General features: G+C 50.3%; 10 protein-coding genes. 2 read left to right on the forward strand and 8 right to left on the reverse strand.

Annotation, left to right across the window (positions count from 1 at the left end; genetic code table 11):
- Window positions 1-89 precede the first annotated feature (89 nt).
- Both V3O24_RS09670 and V3O24_RS09675 read left to right on the forward strand, forming a co-directional pair.
- Window positions 90-2372, forward strand: coding sequence for a Tex family protein (locus V3O24_RS09670; protein WP_104423186.1), 2283 nt, complete (start codon window positions 90-92; stop codon window positions 2370-2372).
- A 52-nt stretch (window positions 2373-2424) separates the two neighbouring features.
- On the forward strand, window positions 2425-3021 hold the full coding sequence (locus V3O24_RS09675; RefSeq protein ID WP_104423187.1) for an exosortase system-associated protein, TIGR04073 family: 597 nt from the start codon (window positions 2425-2427) through the stop codon (window positions 3019-3021).
- Window positions 3022-3147: 126 nt separating this feature from the next.
- On the opposite strand, the gene V3O24_RS09680 is transcribed toward V3O24_RS09675, so the two are convergent.
- The 8 genes from V3O24_RS09680 to V3O24_RS09715 form a co-directional block, all read right to left on the reverse strand.
- Window positions 3148-3606 (reverse strand): cupin domain-containing protein, encoded by a 459-nt coding sequence (locus tag V3O24_RS09680; RefSeq protein ID WP_104423188.1) that lies wholly within the window; start codon window positions 3604-3606, stop codon window positions 3148-3150.
- Between the two features lie 20 nt (window positions 3607-3626).
- Entirely contained in the window at window positions 3627-3965 is a 339-nt protein-coding gene (locus V3O24_RS09685; protein ID WP_104423189.1) for a histidine triad nucleotide-binding protein, read from the reverse strand.
- Window positions 3966-4375: 410 nt separating this feature from the next.
- On the reverse strand, window positions 4376-12313 hold the full coding sequence (locus V3O24_RS09690; RefSeq protein WP_331307100.1) for a hypothetical protein: 7938 nt from the start codon (window positions 12311-12313) through the stop codon (window positions 4376-4378).
- A gap of 13 nt (window positions 12314-12326) precedes the next feature.
- Window positions 12327-13733, reverse strand: a complete 1407-nt coding sequence (locus V3O24_RS09695; protein WP_104423191.1) for a hypothetical protein — start codon at window positions 13731-13733, stop codon at window positions 12327-12329.
- Between the two features lie 9 nt (window positions 13734-13742).
- Entirely contained in the window at window positions 13743-17756 is a 4014-nt protein-coding gene (locus tag V3O24_RS09700) for a hypothetical protein (RefSeq protein WP_146083322.1), read from the reverse strand.
- 2 nt (window positions 17757-17758) lie between these two features.
- Window positions 17759-20515 (reverse strand): hypothetical protein, encoded by a 2757-nt coding sequence (locus V3O24_RS09705; protein ID WP_331307101.1) that lies wholly within the window; start codon window positions 20513-20515, stop codon window positions 17759-17761.
- A 72-nt stretch (window positions 20516-20587) separates the two neighbouring features.
- Entirely contained in the window at window positions 20588-21742 is a 1155-nt protein-coding gene (locus tag V3O24_RS09710) for a Hint domain-containing protein (protein WP_104423194.1), read from the reverse strand.
- A complete protein-coding gene (locus tag V3O24_RS09715; protein ID WP_104423195.1) occupies window positions 21735-22271 on the reverse strand; it encodes a hypothetical protein in 537 nt (178 codons plus the stop codon). Before V3O24_RS09715 ends, V3O24_RS09710 begins: the two co-directional genes overlap by 8 nt.
- Window positions 22272-22533 lie beyond the last annotated feature (262 nt).

The raw sequence follows: 22533 nt of genomic DNA on the forward strand, positions 1-22533 counted from the left end.
ACAGCTCGGACATAAGATAAAGACTTTTCTCCAACTCCATGCCTTGCTGCTACAATGCGTCCATCTTAAACTGCACAAGAACTCAAAAAATGGATGTAATCCAACGCATTGCCGAAGAATTAGCCGTTAACGTCAAACAAGTCAGCGCCGCTGTCAACCTGCTGGACGAGGGTGCGACCGTCCCATTTATTTCCCGCTACCGGAAGGAAGTGACCGGCGGCCTGGATGATACCCAATTAAGGTTGCTGGAAGAGCGTTTGGGCTATTTGCGCGAATTGAACGCGCGGCGCCAAACCATTCTGGATAGCATCAGCTCTCAAGGCAAGCTGACGCCGGAACTGGAAAAAGCCATTATCGATGCCGACACCAAAACGCTGCTGGAAGATTTGTATTTGCCCTACAAGCCCAAGCGCCGCACTAAAGCGCAGATTGCCCGCGAAGCAGGTCTTGAGCCGCTGGCCGATGCGTTGTTGGACGACCGCAGCCTGATTCCCGAGCAAGTCGCCGCAGGTTATATCGATGCCGAAAAAGGTGTACCCGATGCCGCCGCCGCATTGGATGGCGCACGGCAAATCATCATGGAGCGCATTTCCGAGGATGCCGAACTGTTGGCCGAACTGCGTGAGCGCATCTGGCAAAAAGGCATTGTTCATGCCACGGTTGTGACCGGAAAGGAACAGGAAGCGGCGAAGTTCAAGGATTATTTCGATTACGAGGAAGCCATCAACAAGATCCCGTCGCACCGGGCTTTGGCGTTGTTTCGCGGACGCAATGAGGACTTGTTGAATCTGACGCTTAAACCCGGCGCTGACGATAAAATGGAGCACGATCTTTGCGCCCAGTTTGTCGCCCGTCGCTTGAACATTACCGACAGCTCAAAACCTGCCGACGCCTGGCTGGCGGAAACCGCGCGGTTCGCCTGGAAAATCAAGCTGTACACCCGCATCGACCTGGACTTGAAACTGAGGCTGCGCGAAGCCGCCGAACTTGAAGCGATCCGGGTTTTCGCCAGCAATTTAAGAGACTTGCTGCTGGCCGCACCGGCAGGCCCTAAAGCGACGATGGGCCTGGACCCCGGCATACGCACCGGCGTCAAGGTTGCAGTGGTCGATCCCACCGGCAAGCTGCTGGCGACGGACACTATTTATCCGCACCCGCCGCGCAAGGACTGGGACGGGGCGATAGACACATTGGCAAAGCTGATCCAAAAGCATAAGGTCGATCTGGTCAGCATCGGCAACGGCACGGGTTCCCGGGAAACCGACCAGTTGGTGGCCGATGTGATGAAGCGGCACAGCGAACTCAAATTCACCAAGATCACCGTATCGGAAGCGGGGGCGTCGGTTTATTCGGCGTCCGAACTGGCCGCCAAGGAATTTCCCGAGCTGGACGTGTCCTTGCGTGGTGCGGTTTCGATCGCCAGACGCTTGCAGGACCCGCTGGCGGAACTGGTCAAGATCGACCCGAAATCGATCGGTGTGGGCCAGTACCAGCACGATGTGAATCAGGTGCAGTTGGCCAAGGGGCTTGATACCGTGGTCGAGGATTGCGTAAACGCGGTCGGCGTGGACGTGAATACCGCATCGGTGGCCCTGCTTAAACAGGTCTCCGGCCTGTCCGCCAGCATCAGTGAGAATATCGTCGCGTTCCGCAATGAAAACGGCCCATTCGCCAACCGCAAGCAGTTGAAAAAAGTGCCGCGATTGGGCGACAAGGCTTACGAGCAGGCGGCAGGGTTCCTGCGCATCATGAACGGCGACAACCCGCTGGATGCCTCTTCTGTGCATCCCGAAGCTTATCCTGTGGTTGAAGCGATCATCGGAGACACCGGAAAATCCATCCGCGACCTGATCGGTCAGAGCCAGTTTCTACGCGGTCTGAATCCTGCCAATTACACTAATGAGCATTTCGGCTTGCCGACGGTGACCGACATCTTGCAGGAGCTGGAAAAGCCCGGCCGAGACCCGAGACCGGAATTCAAAAGCGTCGAGTTCAAGGCAGGCATCGAGAAGATTACCGATCTTGAAGTCGGCATGAGACTGGACGGCGTGGTCACCAACGTCGCCAACTTCGGTGCGTTTGTCGACATCGGCGTCCATCAGGACGGGCTGGTGCATATCTCGCATTTGTCCGATAGCTTCGTCAAAGATCCGAGGGATGCGGTTAAAACCGGCGAAATGGTCAAGGTGACGGTGCTGGAAGTTGATGTCGAGCGCAAGCGCATTTCGTTATCGATGAAAACCAATCCTGAGGCGAGCGAAGCCAGACCCGAGCGAAACAATCAAAAGCAGGCGGCGCACAAACCGAAACAACAGGCGCCGGTGCAAGGCTCAATGGCCCGCGCCTTTGCCAAGGCGCGGATCAGTAAATAATTGCAGCTCTGCTATACTGACTTTCAGTATTAACACACCAACAGGATTTGATATGCGTAAATTCGGTCGTTTTTTTGTTTGTTTTCTTTTCGTTAGCCTATCGATTGTTTATGCGCCGATGAGTCAGGCCGATATGCAGCAGGGTTATGGTGATACGAGCCATGCCCCCGTCAGTCGGGCGGATAAGCCGCAACAGCAAAGTTATGGCGACAAGGTTGGCAACAAGGCGCTGAACGCCTTTGCCAACCTGACCACCGGTGTGCTGGAAATTCCCAAAAACATCATTAACACGACCAATAAAAGCAATATTTTTTATGGCGTTGTCGGCGGGTTGTTTAAAGGGCTGGTTCACACCGGCGGGCGCATAGGCGTAGGCATTGCCGATTTGGTCACCATTCCCCTTCCTACCAAGCCCATCGCGCACCCTCGGTATATCTGGGAAAATTTTGATGTGGACACGACTTACGGGCCGGTATTCCGGCTGGACGAAACCAAGGAAACAGAGCGTCCTGCCGTTCAAGCGCCCAGCGTAGCGCCGGTTGTCGCGGCGCCTCCCGTTGCAGCGCCGGTTGATCGTTCGGCTCAGTACCGCATGGAAGAAGACAACAGGAAACGGGATGCCTTGTTCAAGGATAAAATGACGAAATAAGCATCGTTGCTTAAAATAAAAAAGCCCGGAGGTGGAAACCTGCCGGGCTTTTTTATGCGCTGTCATTCTTTATCTTGAAAACCGCAGCTGAACGTTCCAAAACCCCGTTCGCCTGTCGTTACCGCATTACTTTTCCGAATCAGGCGTTGCCGGAGGAACAAACTCCGGGTGCGCAACACTAAGCTTGGCGCCGACTTCGCCGGTGTAAAACACCAAAATCTTCAGCGGCTCTTCGCCCGTGTTGCGGCCATTGTGCAGTACGCCTACAGATTCAGGCAGAACGTCGCCGGCATGAAGGAACTTAACCTCGCCGGTGGCGAGCCTTAATTCCAGCTCGCCTTCCATGATGTAGCCAAACGAAGGCACCGGGTGTTCGTGCCATCCGGTCTCGCCTTCCGGCGCAATCTCAACAGTCAGTGCCGTGACTTCGCCTTGGCCTTTGGGATAGATGATTTGTTTGCCGTCCCAACTGGTGGTCGTTTTGAGCAGTTGGGTAACTTTTATGGTTGGATTTTCATCCAGGGCCGATGCTGCAAGCGGGCAGCATAGCGTCAGCAACAATATTAACTGCGTTTTGAGGTTCATATAAAAACCGCTCTCTTCAATTAACCCGGAGGCCAAGTCATTTGCCGGCCGCCCAGCAAATGCAAGTGCAGGTGATAAACGTCCTGCCCGCCTTTCCTGTTGCAGTTAAATACGGTTCTGTAGCCTTCTTCGGATAAGCCTTCCTGTTTAGCCAGCGTTGTTGCCGTTTGTAATATTTGACCTGCGAGCAGGCTGTCGTCCAGGTCATTCAAGGTTGCAAAGTGGCGCTTGGGGATAATCAGGATATGCACCGGAGCCTGGGGATGAATATCCCTGAAAGCCAGAATATTATCATCTTCAAAAACCACATCCGGTTTAATCACACCGGCAACCATTTTGCAAAATAAACAATCAGTCATTATTTTTTACCTTTTTGTATGAGCGACCTGGTCGGTCAAAACTGTCGGCTTTGGAATATACGCTTCTTTTCGTTCAGTGAGAAGGTGCTGTATTTTTTAAGTTAGAGGGACGGAAGTAGCACTGGTTGATTCCCGGAGTAGCGGGAGCGGCATGATACGGAAGACAGACTACCCAGTGCTGGAAACCCGTTTCAGGGGGGCATCGACCATTGCGTATAAGGAAACGAAAGCGCAGCAGCCTGAAACGGGAGTAGGAGAACCATCTGTATATCCAATATAAAATCAAGCTATACCTCACGCGGTCACGCCTGTGGATTTTTCAAATAGCTGGAATTTTGGGTTTAAAAGTGTTTTTACTTGTTCCTTGAACGCAGATTTCACTTTATCAAGGCAGTCGTCGATGGCTTCCTTTACATATCACTACATTTTAGCTGTGCTTTTTGAATCCTTAAAATGGGATTGCCCGATTTCGAACTGCCTGAAAAAAGCGAAATATCGAAATTGAAATAGGCGTCGATCAAATTGCTATTATTTGTCAAGTTACTAAAACTGCCATAATTAGCAGTGATCCATGAAGTTATAGCGCTCTCCATATCGCCTATATAGCTGTCATTAGTAAAGTCTGTCGGCACCCTCATCATTACCGGGACACTGACAGGTTTAATAGCAAACGCTGAACTACTGTTGGATAGATAATTAAATGTAACTACGACCTGAAACTGGCCAATGGTCTGCTTAGCGTCAGTCGAATAGTCCATCAAAAGCGCATTAAAAAGGTTTGTAAGCCGACCGGTAAGACTACTATCTCCTGTGCCGGAAAGCGCTCCAATATCTATCGGAGCATCGGTAACAAGCAGTGGATAAAGAATGCTCTTATAGGAAACTTCAGATGTTTCGTAATGAAACTCCTGAGCAAGGCTCATGTTGCGCATAACCTTCATGGCTATAATGCCGTCTTGATGGGTAAGGATATTAAAGGGGATATTTGTGGCGGATTTAGCGAAAGGCCAGCTCGGAATAAGCGATTGTGCAGGTGCTACAACGACAGTACGCTCTTCTATGCTTTCCGGCGAATTTGTTGTGACTTCACTGTCGGGAGAATAAATGTAGGTCACACTTTGAGTCGAGTCAGCTGGGGTTCCATCAACACTTGAGGTGTACCCTGATATTTTAAGTTGGGGTACAAAGCCCAAACTGTTCGAACTGTCTGTAGATTCAACCGTAACAGTCCAATCACCAGAAGTCTTGTCTGCTTTTTCAGTTACCTTAAAAGAACTTTTAAGATAATTTACAGCGGGAGTCGCCCCGCCAGCAGTAGGCCATGAATAATTGGCAACATGCTTAACCAGCTTTGCAAAGTGCTCGATAGCATCGGATAAAGGTGATTGTCCTTTGCTCGGGCTTTGAGTTGTACTTAGGGTATCGAGCGTACCCTTAAGTGACGGATACACCGTCCTGAACTGGACAAGAGCGTCAAGAAGGTCCGGTGATGATGGGGGCGTTACTGGTTGCGGTTCAGACTGATCCGATATGCCCTTATTGATACTAACTTCCAAGCCAAGGCTGTCCTGGGCTACATAGCTGTGGGAATACTCGCCATTAAGGCTCCAGGCCTTGGCATACATCATTTCTTCATTTTGGTCTGTAACCGGCTTATCTACGTTTGCCAGGTCGTCGGCATAGAGCCTGCCTAACCTAGGCGGAGTGGGGAAAGCCCTTAGAGGCATGGGAACCGCAATGGACCCAATATCGATTGGATCGGGCTCATTTACGAACTTAAACCAGGAGCCTGCATTATATATGGCACTGGAACCGTCCTCATTTATTGTTATCTGCTCAATGTCATGCTCCAAGGCGGTCAATTTAAAAGACAGATCAGCCGTGTAGGTACTATGTTTGCTTAATTGTTTCGGAAAAATACCAAGGGCCATATATGACTGCCCATTACTAATAGGCACGGTTGCTTTTCCTGTTGTAAGAGTTGCCTCCGCTTTAGTCACCTTAGACGGAACAGGTGTGCCCAGGAAATTTATAGTACTGGTAAAACCGCTATTGGCACTTGTTTCCAAAACGGCGACTGCGTCCATCTTGTAGAAATTACCAAGTTCCTTAAGGCACTCCTGCCTGTACATCTCTCGAGCCGCTGCTAACGCTGCCTTAATTCCGCTGCCAGAACCGGGAGAATAGGTAACGTAGTTTATCAAGTTACTAACTATTGTTTTTTTGTGCCCGGCCAGCTTAGAAATAGCTCCAGGATTAATAATCGCGGCAGGCGTCATCATCTCTGGCGTGAACATGGTATCCAAGGCTTTAAGGAAGGCTTGCATCTCGGCATCAAGGTCCACATTAGTGGCGGTAGCTGTTGATGGGGTGGTTACACCACCACTTACCGTAGCGACAGGAATATTGGCTCTTGACAGTAGCTTATTAGATAGCGGCTTGGGCGAATAACAATAATAAACGGGTGTGCTACCCGTCGTTACAAAAGATATATCAATATCACCGGAGGCTCCATACCTCACCACCCAGACTTGGTGGGCATTGGGAGCTGCGCCTTTCCTGTCGATCGCCCCTACGGCTATCTTCATATTCTCTGTTGCGTAAGCGGTCTCAAAAGCTGTTGCAAAGGGTTTAAGGTCATTTTGATAATTGGGACTTGTATCGGTACCTTTATTAACCAGCGAGTGCGGCGACGCAGTCATAACGGATGATGTGATCCTTGGATCGACCGAAAAAGCAGGATCTACATATTGCGTGCGCTCAAGGGTGAGATTTACATTAAGGGCAAAGTAAGTGTTTGGGTTAATGCTGGCTGCTGTGACGACAACAGCCACTGGACTTAATGGGGTAGATAGTGGAGCATTGGTATCCAGTGCTTTGTAGATCGCACCAAGATTTGTCTGGATACCCGACTTAACTTTATTGCTGTCCACGTTTGTTGCAAACGATGTGCTAACCGTTGCAGTAGTCGCAGGATCGGAAAGCTGGTAAATGGCTTTTGCGTATGCCCAAAGATCTGCCTTCTGATGAGCCAATGGTGCCTGCCCAGCCTCACTACCGTATCCTTCGAAATCAAAGTCGAAATTTAAATCAATGTTACCTTGCGCATCGAATGAATAATCAATGTGCAGATAGGGTAACTGCTTAAGGCTTATAACGGGGTCTGTGTAGAGCATAGCCCCTGTTGGCACCGTTGCAGGCGTTATCGCCGACCATTCATTACCAAAAAGGTCTACAGGTATAAGCGTAAACGTAGGAACCGTTTGGCTCACTATATCCTGATAAGGATTCATACTTGTTGGCGGTGTGCCGGACCCGTCCGGCACAAATGGCGTTACGGGGGAAAAGACGTGGTCGTAGTACCAGGTATTTATGTCCGTTTTGGATTTATTCTTCGGGCTTATAGTGGTAGCGACACCTCCAAAGCTCGCGTTAAGGAGATTGTAAGTGTGGTTAAGCGTACTTGCAAAAGGAACAGGATTTTGCGGCGCAGGAACATTTCTGGTCACCCTCATGGGAACCTTGCCTGGATCAAAGTAGGCGCGAACTACCTGCTCGCCTGAGTCTTCAATATAGAGGTTACTTGTTTTGTTTGCGCCGCTATAGGTGCTCGTCGGTTCACTTAGCAATACACCTGTGGTATATGCCGTAATCCCAGTTAAAGTGACTACCAGGCTTATTTCGGCCACACCGTTTGTGTCAAACAACGTATCGGGCACACCATCCCAGTAAAGGTAATCCCCCCCCGTGTTGGTTACCCCTCCTGTCCATAATTTATAAACAAAATCGGGCGACGTGTTATTTGCGGGTACTGTTGAACTGATCTCTGTCGAGAAGTCGCTCTGCAAGATAAATAAAACATCTCCACCTATCGTAGTAAGAACTGCTTCTCCGTTGCTAACATAACTAAGCTGAAGATTGTATATAGGATTGGCCGTGGCAATATCATTAATAAGCCGCTCCAGACGCACCAGCCCTAGAGGGTTGACTTGGCCGAGCTGGTAAGTGTTTTTCAGGTAAGCTATCTTTTGGCCTTTTGCCGTCGGCAGCGGAATCTTCTTTATCTTGAATTCAACTGTAGTGACATAGCAATTTGCAGGCGCAGATGGCGCTGTTCCCGTGCCGTCAACAACACCGGTTTGGAGGTTAATCGTCGCCGCATTTAAACTGCAATTTGCCGGAAGCACACTGCCAGAGGAAAGGCCATTAATCAAAGAGACAGGAAAGTGCCATAGGCTCGAACTTGCGCCGGTATCTATTCCCACCTTCAACTGATATTGCTTGTTTTCAGGTGGGTGAGCCAAAGGCATTAAACCTGAGCTTGCAAACTCGGCCGTATCAAGAGTAGGGGCGCCTGTTCCAACAAAATCCGATGGTTGCCGTATAAGACTTGAATTGGCGGCAGTGCTGCTGCACATAAATAGAGGGCTAAAAGTCGTACCCCACGAAGCGGCATCCGGGCAATTTACATTCATGCTGATCGACAGCGCGGGTGTTGTAGCAGACGGGTTGGCTTTTGATCCTGAAGGCACATTAAAAGTGATCGGCATTTGTTGCCCCGTGGCAACGTAAAGCGCTTCGCCGTTATACCTCGTTCCATGAAGCATGAATCGGGTCGTAAGGCCGGCGATGGAATCATAATACGGCTGAGGTGTTGGAGTGCCGGATGGCTTTGCCTCTAGCGCCGTAATGACATCATATATGGTTGAGGTTCCATCGCTGGCAAAAACACCGAGTTCTTCGGCCTTGTCCATTGCATTGCTAACGGTCAGCATAATGAACTCGATAAATATATTTTGTTGATTGGTTATTATGTCTGCGGCCGGTGGAACGGGTTCGGGGGTAGGCGCAGTTTGGGTCAGCTCTTTGCTGGATGTTAGCGTAACGGTTGTGCCGGGCAGGATGGGGAAAAAAACCGCTTTATACTGAGACCCTGAGGATGGGGCAGCCGGTTCTTTAATCGTGATATCAAACAACGCAGTATTCGCGGTTGCCTGATAAAAAAGCGCCTGCACATCCGCTAAAGTGGGGGCAACGGAACTGTAGTTATATGGGTTAGCCGCAGTGATTGGCTTGTTGTTAAGCGCCTTGGTAAAGGCCTTGATATTGGCGAGGGTTATTGGGGTGCTCGTGCCGCTACCTGTGCCGACAACGTCACTATAGGCCGATGGGGAGGCTGGGTTGGTTGTGGCGTAAAGCGCCCACACGAGCAAGCCTTCAACAAAGTTCTGGTATGAATCGTTACCGGCTTCTTCGAGGTTCATCGCAAACTGGCATACATAGTACCAGTCGCCGGTGCCGGTGGAGGTCGGCTGCGGAAGGATGTCAATATTCAGCGCCTTTGAAGACGATGCAGTAAGCGGCTGCCAAGTCACCCGTGGCGGAGGCGCCATCGGAGCTGCGTGATTTTTCAGCGACAGAAGCGCCGCCGGAGCCGCAGGGAGACTTTCCATCAAAAATGCCATCTCAGGCAGGCGGGGTGGCGACGGTTGATGGTGCACAACAATCCAGGGTGCCGAACCCTGCTGTAAACTACTCAGCGTTGCCTGTGTATGGAAGGTGGTCGAGAAATGGCAGTGAATATGGATGGTAAATAGACCAAGATCGATACTGACCGTAATAGCAACATCAATGGATGCGGTGACTGAAACATGGCAGGGTTGGTAGGCGATCAACGTCGCATCGGCACGTATAAATGCAGTCACATTGAGCGATGCTTGAATGATGGCGAAATTAATTGACCCCTGGATATGCCCCACTATCTCGACTGCGGCGCAAATGTCGTAATATTCATAGTCTTCACCGCCGATGCTCGGCGTGAATTTGGCAAAGATACCCTGAAAGAGCGCCTCCAGGACAATGCTGGCGGAAGCGCTGAGCGGGCCTTTATGAAAGGCTATTCCTCTGCCCACGCGCAGTCCTACGCCAATCTCGGTAATGGGATTAAAGTTGCCATTGGTTGCATCGGGCAAGGCTTTTGGATGCAGGCCGTTCAATTTGGCAAAGTAGAAACCGCCAGCCCCGGTAAAGCTATCGGCGGTAACGGAAAAGGAATGGGAGAAATCAAGGTTGTAGGGAAAGCCTATGTTGAAAGAAAAATCCCCGTTCGTGTAAATCGACACCGATATAGAAGGCAACGTGACAAAGGCGTTACCGAACTGCATTGTGCGGATCTTGGTCGGCAGCGTCAGAAAGCCCTCATATTCGCCTACCGTCTCGCTCACCTTGCGGTAAAGTATCTCGGCGTAAAGCCCTGCCAGTTTGTTAAGCGTTGCATTTTTACCTGTTGCAACGTTCACCATCAGGCCGTACATCCGGGGATCGTCAAAGATAAACTGCACGTCGGCCTGGCCGAGGAATTTGGCATAGGCGCCGACAAGCCAGCCGCCGTCTTTTGCAAATGCCATCGCGGGAGATGATGTGCCGCTCAGTTGGCTTATGGCGTATCCAAGGTCTGCAACAGCCTGCTCCACGGTGGTTGGCGGAACCGTATAAGTTGATGGCCAGGCAGGCGTTGGATTGTCGTTAAATTCAATATGCTGTCCCAGGGCAAGCAGCTCGATGTCGATAATGGATGCGCCTTTGCCTGGAACGGCGGGCGGTTGCTCGTTTACAGGATCCCATGAAATTGGGTTCTGTGTGAGGAAGGGGATAGTGCCTGAGTAAGCTATTGCAAAAGAGAGACCACTATTTCCTTGAGCTTTCTGCGCTGAATCATATTTTAGTGTGATACCTGTAATCGTAACACCAAAGATTGTGTTGGATGGTGTTAGGGTGCAGGAGACGATCTTTTGCGTATTGGTGATAGCATCGTGCGGAGGGACAATTTCAATTTCAAATGTCACATCACTTAATACGCTATCAAAGCTGATATCGTTCAGAAGGCCAAACCAAGGGGCGGGCAGTATGAAAAATGGATTATCCGTTACCTTTGCTACGAACCAGGCCATCAGTGCGCCAAGGCTTGGCAGGCTGGTAATAGTGAAAGTGGCTGTTTTATTGGGCGGTGATGCGGCGGCATTGTCAGTGTAAGTCCCGCTCGCAGCCAGTTGCTGGCCGTCGATCTCATCGGATATGGAGGCCGATATCTCTTTCGTGGTTTTTGTAAGGTCGCAGCTTAAAGTAAATTCAAAGCCGTCCATTTCAAAATCGGCAGAGACCTTGTTTTGGCTGCTGCCCAAGGTGATTTGCAATTCTGCTGATATTTCGCCCGCACTGTCCAGCGTCCAGTTTCCGTCGAACACGCCATTAAAAGCATAAGCACTGTTATCGCCGCCTTTAACGTAGGTGTAGTCGACAGATAAAGCCGCTATGGAAAAATCATTGAGTGCGGAAGGAATATATGAGGAGGCGCCTGATACAAAAATATCAGCAAGGTAGGGCAAGGTGATCGAATACGTTTTGGGTGGTTTTACACCGGGATTTAGATTATTCCAGGTTTTCTGAATATCCAAATAACCATCAAACGTCCAGGTGCCCGTACCGGTGTCGATGGCAACTTTTGCACTCAATGCCAATTTGCCCAAACACAATAATTCACCCAGCAGACTTGCATTGACAGCACCACCAGCCGCAGAGAACTGAACCGCCAGTCCTGCAATGCCTAGAACAGCAGGAGAACTATCTACACCCCGAATCAAAGTTAAAGCATTTTCTCCAGAACTTGCAGATGCCGTCTGCACGACCTCAATATCTGCAAAAAGCTCGACTGACTTGCTACTTCCATCGACAACAAGATTGAAGTTCTCGAGCACCAGGCTATCCAAGAACTCGACCGAAGTAAGCCCGAAATGGCTAAAAAAAGCACCCAGGTTAAGGTTTTCTGAAGGCGGCTGAAATATCTGCACTTCAGCCTCAGGAAAGCTGACAACAACTTCCAAATTAAACGCGCCGATTTTAACGAAACCAAACGCAGAAACCGTTAAAAACGAAGCGGCTGGATTTTGAGGTGTAATCCAGGAAACAGACAGTCCAGACAGATTTACCGCAAATTCGTTTGTGCCAACTGTCGCTATATTCCACGCTAAGCCGGTGCCACCCGCTCCCAGCGACAAATAGCCATGGATACCACCAATGGTTTCATTAGCGGTAAACAAATCGAAAACAACGGAATCCAGTGTAATGCTACCCAACGGCAACAGGCTTGGAGGGATCAATGCAAGCAGTGACTGGCCGCTGAAAACGCCAGATAATAAATAGGGAGAATCCACCTCCAGCCCAATTTTGACAGTTACCGGGAATACAGCCCCCGCAATGTTCTGCTCGGCAGCAATCGTTTTATAATCCCAGTCAATAGTAGTGCCTGATGAAAGAGAATCTGTAATTTTTGATTTCAAGTCATTGCTCATTTACATGTCTCTCTTAAATATCAAACTCTATAGCGAGCGGAAGATGATCCGTGATAAAACATCGGTAGAGAATGGCGGCAGTTAAGATATTAGGGCAAGCGCCTGCAGCAGTGAACGGTACCGAAAGATTGGCGAGTACAGCCGCATCATTTTTAATCGCGTCCGGCAGCCAGTAGCCTGAATTTATGCCTGCTACTTGGTCTGCAAGTATCTGGTTGAGAGATGTGAGCAAAGGGTTAGCAACTACTGGGGGGGTAAAAAGCGCAATGGACAGGCCTGAGACTGCATTTTGTAAATCAGCGAGTACGTCAATAACACCTGTGGGGGTAACATTAGTCAGATCGCGGTGATATAAAATATCTCTCGGCGACTCATAATTATTACCAGTGGTGATTAACCCTACTCCCGCAGCATAAGCCGGATATTCGTACTGGGTTTGGGATCGTGTAAAACCATACCTGATCAGGTTTGTATTGGGAGCGGTTGAATATGTTCCAGTTGCACTTGCCAGATTAAACCAATTAAGGTTTTGTTCTGACCAATACAATTCATTTTGGGTTGTTGTATTCAAATCACCGCCGTAGATTACAGGCAATACGGCACCGGCACCGCCATCGCCAAAAAAATATGGGGAAAGCGACGCGGCAATCACACTATAGAGTGGCGCCATTCCTCCGTTTGGCCCATGATGTGCAATGATGGGAATAAATCCTGTTGAGCTAGTTGTTGCACTTATCTTGATGATGCAAGGCCGCCTTACATCCTTCCATTGGAGTATTTCACGGCGGTAGGTGACGCTTGCATGGGATCGTGTTCTTTTTGTACTCGTCATACCGACCACATCGGAGTTAGGTTTTGGAAAACCGGCAGGAATATTCGGCGGTACTGGAGGATTAATCAGTTGAATCGGCAGTGGCGCGTTGTCAACTTCTGTGTATGCATGACTTTCAGTGATCAGATTGATATAGCCTTGATTTGCAGGCACACCATTCATGCCATGGGACATCTTGACATCAGGGCTTGGCACTGGAGAAATAAACGGTAATAATGGAATGGTTCCTTTCCAAAAAACCGCATAACCTTCGGAGTTCCCAGTAGAGATATAATCCAGGTCAGCAATGTTTGTTACTGCATTTAATGCGGGCGCTACGGTATCCCTAATCGAACCGGGCAAATAATCAAAGTTCCAAGTAGTACCTGGAACTCCCGCGTCCAAATATGTTTGCAGCCCCGGTAAAAAAACAGCGCCAGCAGCTCGAAACTCCTGCATGACAACGACATCTGCTTGGTATGCAAGAATCACCTGGGCAATGGCCCATAATGTCCCCTGAATGCGGTTACTGCCCAGTGGCCCTTTCTTGAGATTATTAAAATTCCCAAAACACTCAACATTCCAAATAATAACTTTGCAGCGTGGCATGTCTATTTCCTAATTTGTTTTTTCCGCATACCCGCCCAACCAACTCAGGGTGGGGTTGACTATGCTGCCATCCGCTGCGCTCGTATCGCCCATTAGAGCCAGATTGGTCGTGCCGCCGGGCGGGAAGGAGATGCTGAGCAACGTCAGCGCAATGCTCTGGAATTCCATATAAAAATAATCTTTGGTTGGGTCACTTGCGTCTACATGCCTGTTCAGCACGATGTCCTTGGCGCCAAACTTCAACACCCCCTCGAAATCAAAGCTCAAACTCACGCCATCGGGGCCCGAGAGCTTGAACTGGGGCGAGGCGTTGGCATAGTAGCCGCTGCCGCCCGGCATCCACGCCAGTAGCATCGAGGCAGAGATGGCCCCGCTTGCAGCAAGGGAACCTTTGCCCCCAAGAATTAGATCGAACTCCAGGCCGTACCACGCTACCCCGTCAGACGGGCTCGTAAATGAGATGCCCTTAGGAGTTGCCGTTTCCAGCAAGCGATAGCCCATATCACCGGGCGAGACATTGTCGGGAACCTCGTTGCCGGCGCTATTGGTTGTTGTAACGCCCACGTACTGAACCAGCCCCTTGAGCTTCATCGGGAACTGCGCGACCAGCGAACCGGTACGCACGATATTAAGCGCCTGTCCGGCCTGCTTGCCCGATCCCGCCGCAAGAGCTTCGGTCTGATTTTTCTCAAACCGAAGTTTGGACGCAACCATCTCATAAATATTGGATTGGCTGTGTTGTATGGTCACGTCCAGGGTCAGGCCGTAGTAAGGCAAATACTCGTATGAAAGAAGGTCGAAACTGCTGTCATTCAGAAAGTCAAAGCTGCCGCGAATGGCAAAACTTGCCTTATAAATATCAGTAGCCTCTGAGCTGCCCGAAAGCTTGACCACATTCATCGTGACGTTGGCGATGCGGTTGCAGTTAAAGGCGTTGCTGGCTAGGTAAAAATCCGTGGTCACGCCCTTGGCCGTTGAAAAACTGTAAGAAGGTACGTTGTCCACATCGTGGTACGTTCCGATGAGTATCAGATTATTGGCTCCTTGCTCTCCATTCGGGCCGGTCTGCACCACTTTGTCGCCGAAGAACGTGTTCATCATGAGCATGGACTTGTTGGAAAACCGGGTCTCCAGGGCCTTTTCAAAGACCACTTCCAGTGTCAGTACCGTGAAGTCATAATCGCTTGCAATCTGTACATAGGCGGGCGGATTTTTGGCTTCACCGGCAAACTGCGGATTCACGTAATGGATCAAACCGAAGAAGGGGCTGTTCAGGTCATAAGAATCCGCTCCCGGTGAAAAATCACTTTTCTGAAGGGTTTTTGTTGAAGTGGGCAGCGTTGCACTAAGCTTCAAACTAATTTCTTGCTTCAGCTCTACCAATTCCATGTAAGTACCTTCAGGAATTTCGCTGGTAGACGCACTGGAAAGCGTAATCGTGGTATCTGTCTTAGCTGTAACTTGGGTTTTGTCGGGAAAAGCATTATCACCACCGGAAAGCATAGCCTTAACAAAATAACCTTTTTTGATACTGTTAAACGCCCCCGGCTCAACTGGTGAAAAATCACTTTTCTGAAGGATATTTGTTGAAGTGGGCAGCGTTGCACTAAGCTTCAAACTAATTTCTTGCTTCAGCTCTACAAATTCCATGTAAGTACCTTCAGGAATTTCGCTGGTAGACGCACTGGAAAGCGTAATCGCGGTATCTGTCTTAGCTGCAACTTGGGTATTGTCGGGAAAAGCAGAAACCACAGCTTTAACAAAATCACCTTTTTTGATACTGGCAAACTTACTTGGCCCAACGTGGTTTATCTCGTTACCCAAATGATGGGCGTATAAGTTGCCGCTAATATCAGCCACCAGCGCCTGCACATCGACAGGCAAAGTGGCTATGTCACCAACCTTTACTTTCAAGGCCAGGAACCCGTTCCAGTTCTCGTCGTTGATCAAGGTGCAGAAATTCTCAAGGCTGGCAACACCGTTGCCGTTGTCATAAAGCGCCTCGGCATTTTCAAGATATTCGACCAGCCAGTTTGAAAGAAAGTTACCTTCAGCGTCGCTGCTTGTATCGTTAAAATCCGCATACTGTGTCCACAAATGGGGATTTCTGGCCATCTGGTTTATGCTGGTGTTGCCCGACTTGAATATAAGCACATTCGTATAATTGCCGGGCGTGGTCGTCTTGGGCATATTCAGGATAAAAGACCAATCACTCATCATGACTTGTGGCGCAAAGGTTGCAAGGTTGCTGCCATCGTTGCCTGTTATATCCGCCGTAATAACAAGGAACTGTTGATTGGTAAGAAAAGCCTTTTGCAAAGCATCGGGCAGCGGCGTGGTTTCATTAGCGCTTGAAAATTCAATATCAACATTACTGACCGTTACCGGACTACCACCTACCTCCCCAGTCACCGTGGCTTTCGCTATGCTTATTCCGGTCCATACGCCGTTAACAAAAGTTGCCTGATACCCTTGGGGCGTGAGCGCATAAACAGTGGTGCTGCCCGTAGCCGGAGTCGACGGCTGCGCCATCTGTTCGATTAGTTTTTGCCGCTCCGGGTTGAGAAGCTGAAACTCGAAAGCTTCGACATTTTTTGGCTTGCTGCCGAAACCCAAGGCGGCTTGAACCATCCCCTGATAGGACGCTATGGGGAAGCAGCAGGTCGCGCTGCTTGGGTTAGGCGTATCGGGCAGGGTTATCCGGCTCGTCGGGTAATAAGCGAGTTGTGACGGATATGTACTATCGGTATTGGCATAGAATGACGAGCGATCCGGCTCCGAATAATACGTGCGAACGGATGGGGCAGCGGCGTTACCTGGCAGGATCATTGCCCAGGATGTGGTGAATGGCGAGGTTGGGGATAGCTTCAAGGTGATTTCTTCGGAACCCGGTATCATCGTGACATCGACGCCTGCGGGCTGGCCCGAATAAAACATCATGATGTCGTCTTGCGCAAACTGGATGGATTCAACACCCGACAGCCCGCAGAGCAGGTTGATGGATTGCCCGGTGGGCGGGTTCACAACGTTCAGGCTAAAGGCGCCGTCCGGGGTCAGGTGATAAGCGAAATTGCTCGCTTCTCCCCCTGACGCATAGGTGGTTGGAGTGCGATTGAATACCAACCGAGCAGGCCACAGCGGCGATGCCAAATATGCCGGAGTCAGGGTTGTGCCCATGCCCAGTGGGGTGATGAATGTGCTGTCCAGCGCTGAAGGCGTCGTGTTGTCATACGGAAAAAAACTCAGATGGCTGCGTTCTGGATCCAATGGGTTGAGCGGATCGAATGAGAGCTTCATCTGCATCGTCGAACCCGTCGGCAGACTCAGGATGGGCATGTCCAGAGTCTCCACCTCATCAAAGACATTGAAGTTTGATGTTGCAGTGGTCGTTGCATATTGCAATTTGACTGCCAGCTTGGACAGATCGCCTTCTGCCAATGTAAGGTAGGCGTTGAAAGCACCTTGTTGAGCGCCCCAAAGCGGAATGGAAACCGGCAGGTGTTGTGCCGGATAGCGGCCATTTGGACCAAAGAATTTTACCTGATCAACTGAAAATGTGATGCTGCAATTATCGGTTTCATCTAGATCCATCGTGGCCTGGGCGTCAATGGCAAGTGTATAACTTCCGATACTGAATAAGGCCTGCCGCATCACTACCCAGTTTAGCCCTCGCGCACCCGATACCGCGCTGGCTTTCAAAATATTCCATTGCCAGCATGCGCTTGCTTGATTCGGGTTGTAAACCCACAATATCCTTACATCACCCGCTGGAGAAAGCTTCGGTAGCAAGAGATTGAGTTCATCAAGGAAAGTGGAAAAGTCGTCGGGACATTCTTTTGCGAACAGGTAAACCCCTCCCTTGTCTTGCCAAGTTATAGAAGGGTCGATGTCGCTGCCAAAGCCTGCCGCTACGCTGGGCAGATAGCCAGCCCAATAGTCTGTCGTGGCATGATTGGAAACGAGGCTATAGAGCGGCAGACCAATCCCTCGTTCGACGATCTGTATATAGCGTGGCGTTAGCATGATTACGCTGCAAAAGTCAGTATGTCACCATGCAGCAAAGGCAGATCCAGCGCGCTTTGCCCGGTTCCATAAACCGGTAATGGCTGATAGTCAAAATGTACCTTATATGCGCGGCCAGCTTGGCACGAGGCATTGCCGAAGCTGTCGGTTTGGCCTATCGCCCGCTCCAGTTTTAAACCTGTTAGCGTGACACCGCTCTTCGGCGGAACCCGCCCTGCCCGCTCAAGGATATTGGTCACAGTAGTGCCAATCGGAACTACAGCTTCATTCCCGTTGATAATCACCCGGATACAAAGTTTTATGATTGCTCGCCCACAGAAATAAGTATTTGTAGCCGCGCTGATGCTTGTATTTTGAAGTGCAGTGTAATTTGCTGCAGCGGCAAGATTTATTTGCGATGCAGGAAGGGTTGAGACAGTGCTTGTTGCTGACAGCGTAGTTGGGAAAAATACGCGATAGAACGGTTGCTGAAAGGCGGGGTAATACAGGTCGGCCGCTTCGGCAACACCTTGTGCATCCCCCGCCATTGCGGCGGGAGGTGCGACGGTTATCGCCCCCCCCATCAGTCGGGAGAGAAAGGCATCGAAGCCCACCATCCAACCTGAGCTGTCGGTGTAGCTGCCGATGTCGTAATCTATCGGCGCACTATTCGTATAACCGTCTGTATTGGATACAGCCTTCTCAGAAGGGTTGTTATCGTACCCTGGAACAACCATGTAATTGCTGGGCATGACGCGCAGAACCATGCCGGGCCGCAGATCGGCATAACCCTGGGCTAAATTCAGGCCATAGTTGTAATAGAGGGTCTCCGCGAAGGTTTGCGGCATGTGGCGGGCAATGGCTTCCTGAATAACTGAAATGCCCCAAGGCGTGACGCCTGCGGTTTCCGCTGCTGTAAGAAAGTCTGTATAAGCGGTTTGCACGGATGCTCGAATGGTGTTCGTATTCCAGGCGGTTGAGTTGATCGCTAGCGTGTACGGGTACAGGGTGCTATTGCTATTCGTAGCCGGATTTGCTGCCAGGGTGAAAATCGCGGAAGTCGTAGGGGATAAAACTGGCTGGCTGAGTGTTTTTCCGGCTGCCACATAGTTGCCGCTCGGCAGAAAAAGGGTGATAGATGCGGGTTGCGTTTGGTTTAGGGCTGCAAGTGTTGGCGCCGTATAGATGAGGGGAGCAGTTGTTGTCTGTCCTGTGGCGGCTAGAAAAAAGGCAGGCGTAAAGCTGACGGGCATAGGGTTGGTCGGTAATCCGGGGCCCGCATCACCTTTCATAGTTGCCTGCAATGTCACCGTCAAGGTGTCGGATGAGGAAATAGTTGTTGCAGGTGAAAAATTCAGGCTCGTCGATCCTGCCGGGGCAGAAAAAGCGGACGTACTGGCGGTGCCATTGACAAAAAGAGTGGCCGTATACCCACAAACACTGCCCTCCATCGCTTGCCAGGAAAGCGAGATATTGGTGCCGTCATATTCTGCGCTGAGCAGAATCGGCTGGGATGTCCCCAATCTGCGCCAAGGCGAACAGGGGCCGGTTGTTGTAACGGTGCCGGATGTTGCCGTTACGGATACAGACACGGTATTGACGGCATTCGCCGTAAGTTGTGTGGTTAAAGAATAACTTGTCCCGCTATTACCGGTGATGGGGGTGCCGCTGCCGAATGTCAGATTAAACGTTTCTGTATAGCCACTGTAGTTAGCGTTGCTCGTGTTGAAGCCGCTTATGTCATTCCATGTCAAGGTGGCGATGCCGGTCGAGGTATCAGTGCTTTGAACGATATTGTCCACGCTTCCGGTGATGACCGGAACTGCGGAAGATGACGGCCCTTTGATGACGCCATAATTCACGCGGGCGCTTACCGTGTATGTCTCCGCCAGGCTACCGGGCATGGGTAACGGTGCCGTTCCGCCGGAAGATGTGGCGGGGTATGTCGAGGTGGTCACTCCGTTGCTGGTGCAGGTGAGCAGCAGTTCGTAGGAAACCGGCTCCGCACCATCAGGCACAGCCGGTGGTGTCCAGGCCGCAGATACCATCGAGCCGTCATAGTTGACGGACGTGATACTCGGGCTTTGGTCGGGCAAGGTGTAGGTGATTCCGGAACCCAGGATAGATGGCGTTGACGGACTCAATATTGCATTGGGCGGCCAAGGTGTCGGTGGGGGGGGATTTAATGGAATTAAAGGCCTCAAAACTACCGTCCAAGGGGGTGGGGGGGATGTTGGAGTCGAATAGTTATAGCTCAGGGTTGTGGAATGATTAAAACAAGATACAAAAGTTGCACTCTGCAATCCCGGGGCATATATTTGTACATAGGCTGTGAGGGGGAACTGGTTGGCCCAGCTAAATGTTGCGTTAAGGGTCGTGCCGCTGATTTCGATCACTCCCTCACTCAACTCAAGTATTGAGGCAAGGACGGGGATATTGATTATGCTTGCATCTGTCCAACTGACACTGGCGATAATGGTTGATGGATTGTAGCTGCCGGACAGCTGAACAAATTGGCATTGAACGTAACTAGAAAAGCCATCTGCCAACGGATAGGGCAGCATCAAAGTTAATTGCCCTGGATTCAGCACACTGCACTCCGGCATTACAAGTACTTTTTCACCCTGCATTAGTCGTGCAACCAGCACATAATTGGAAGTTACAGGACAGTCGGAGAAATCGCAGGAAATAGTGACACCAGAGGGGGTCTGGTCGCTGAGTCCAGGACTCCAAGGGTTTTGGTAAGAAACACCACTAATCGTAGGATTGTTATTAGCCATTGCGATACCTCTTTTGGTAAGTTGTCCCGGTTCCCGAGAGAAGACATCTTCTCTCAGGAACCCAGTTCGGGATTATTGGTTTCGGTCTCGCACCGCATTGGCATAATCAGTGCGAAAATCAGCACTGATTCTGGGAAGGATAAAATCCAGATCGTAGCGCTGCCGGTCGGCTTGCTCGCTCATCGCAATATGATCCCCCACCAAAATGCCATTGGCGTGGTATGTGCAGACCGGGTGTTGGCCCATTTTGGCGCGATCCTCGGCATTACCGAGCTTGAGATCGTAAAACATGCCGGAGTAATCTATCGGCTCGCAACTTGCTACAGAACTTACGCCGCCCGTAACCAATACTGCATCGCCCACGTCCAGATGACAAACCATCAGCGCGCCTGTGGGTGTCATGATGGGATGAGCGCCGGTGGCTATAAGCTCCTTGCCGTCTTGTGTGCGCAACTGGTAAATACCCTGCAAGCCAACTCGGTCTGCGCTTGCCTTATGATGCCCCAATGCGGTGGCTTCCACGCCCAAAGTCCCTCCGTGGCTTCCGGATATGACCCGATGGCTGTTGTTCAAGTCTTCGATATTTTGCTGGCTACCATCGGCCATCGCCACCTGAGTCCCTGCCGCGAGGCAGTGCCACCAAAACTGGATAGGGAGAATTGTCTGACTTGGCCCTGAAACACTAAAGGGTGGGTTGGCTGGGGAGGGGGCGCTATAGCTGCTGTAGATGCTAAACACATACGTTCCAGTAAAGGTTCCCGTGACTGGAACCGAAAATTGGAAGAAGAAATAAGATAACTTATCGTTTGCAGGACCCGGGTTAAACACCAATGACCCCGTAGTTGAGGCGGTCTTGCTATCATAAGGAAAATTCCAGCTTATGGTATTAGTAGACGGAATAACTGTTATGCCATTCTGTATGGCAGTTTGCGATGTGTAAGTCGACAACATGTCAATTTCAGCCCCTGTATCCCCATAATCAACAGAGAGCAGAGCAGTTGTGCGGATATTGGCAGATGTTGTGCCGGGGATAATTGCAACTGTGTCAGGCAAGGTTAAGGAGCCGGCAAATGGCACAATGAGATAGGGATCTTGTTGGTTAGTTGTTTCAGTATAGAAATAGTCGGCATCAGCATTATTTATAGTACCTGCCACCCGACCTACGGCAATCTTGATGTAGCCATATGCATGACTTGACTTGGGGATGCCTGTGTATAGATCAGACATGACGATCACCTGCCACAGCCGTAAACCGCACTGCTCCATCGTGTCCAACCATATGGTTAACGCCCAGCACCCTTACCAACTTGTCGGCTGCTTTGGCGGTCTGGGTGTTGGTGTGATTCCGCATAAATCCGCTATGCACATCGGTGCTGCTACCATAAGCGAGCAGTTCGTCCGTATCCCCATCCAGCACCATCAGGCTGGCACCGGAATAAAGCGTACCCTTGTTGTTCGCCAACCAGGTGGTGGCGGTCGCCTTACCGTTACTATCGGCACCCGCATCCACGATGATCATCTTGTCAGGTTCGCCCTCGCTTGATGTACCGCCTTTTTCGATTTCGCTGTAGAGGTGTGGGTACTTCTCCGGAGTTTGCCCCGCAGCCTTCAGCGCGGTGAGAATGATTTCCTTGTGCAGTTTGTTCGAAGGGTCAAGGGCAACGGCCTGCCCTTCCGGTTTTTCGCTTAACATCTGTTTGTGAGCCTCGGAAAGAGTGTTTAACTCATTCTCGGTAAGTTCGGGTAACGTTGTCATTTTTAACTCCTGAATTGTTAATTCCTGCTCGTAGGGTTTTTCGAAATTCGCCCCCGTTTATTCGAGAAGAAAAGGTTATAGGTCAAAAAGTCATAAAGCCGGATTTTGTAAAATCACACTAAAATGCTAATGCAATATCTGATAATCACTTAAGCCGCCTCTCCCCTCTTAATCGGCTTAACGATAGAGTATTCGATTTATGCAGCGCATTGCTGACAAATGCTGACTATTCCTGACGATCATTAAGATTCTGAGATCAGTA

The organism is Methylobacter sp. Wu8 (assembly GCF_036440755.1).
In the GTDB taxonomy this organism is placed as follows: Bacteria; Pseudomonadota; Gammaproteobacteria; order Methylococcales; family Methylomonadaceae; genus Methylobacter_A; species Methylobacter_A tundripaludum_A.

Excerpts from the sequence above, each read along its gene's own strand:
- V3O24_RS09700 (WP_146083322.1), bottom strand. The coding sequence starts at position 17,756 with ATGCTAACGCCACGCTATATACAGATCGTCGAACGAGGGATTGGTCTG.
- V3O24_RS09670 (WP_104423186.1), top strand. The coding sequence starts at position 90 with ATGGATGTAATCCAACGCATTGCCGAAGAATTAGCCGTTAACGTCAAA.
- V3O24_RS09675 (WP_104423187.1), top strand. The coding sequence starts at position 2,425 with ATGCGTAAATTCGGTCGTTTTTTTGTTTGTTTTCTTTTCGTTAGCCTA.
- V3O24_RS09685 (WP_104423189.1), bottom strand. The coding sequence starts at position 3,965 with ATGACTGATTGTTTATTTTGCAAAATGGTTGCCGGTGTGATTAAACCG.
- V3O24_RS09690 (WP_331307100.1), bottom strand. The coding sequence starts at position 12,313 with ATGAGCAATGACTTGAAATCAAAAATTACAGATTCTCTTTCATCAGGC.
- V3O24_RS09715 (WP_104423195.1), bottom strand. The coding sequence starts at position 22,271 with ATGACAACGTTACCCGAACTTACCGAGAATGAGTTAAACACTCTTTCC.
- V3O24_RS09680 (WP_104423188.1), bottom strand. The coding sequence starts at position 3,606 with ATGAACCTCAAAACGCAGTTAATATTGTTGCTGACGCTATGCTGCCCG.
- V3O24_RS09705 (WP_331307101.1), bottom strand. The coding sequence starts at position 20,515 with ATGGCTAATAACAATCCTACGATTAGTGGTGTTTCTTACCAAAACCCT.
- V3O24_RS09710 (WP_104423194.1), bottom strand. The coding sequence starts at position 21,742 with ATGTCTGATCTATACACAGGCATCCCCAAGTCAAGTCATGCATATGGC.
- V3O24_RS09695 (WP_104423191.1), bottom strand. The coding sequence starts at position 13,733 with ATGCCACGCTGCAAAGTTATTATTTGGAATGTTGAGTGTTTTGGGAAT.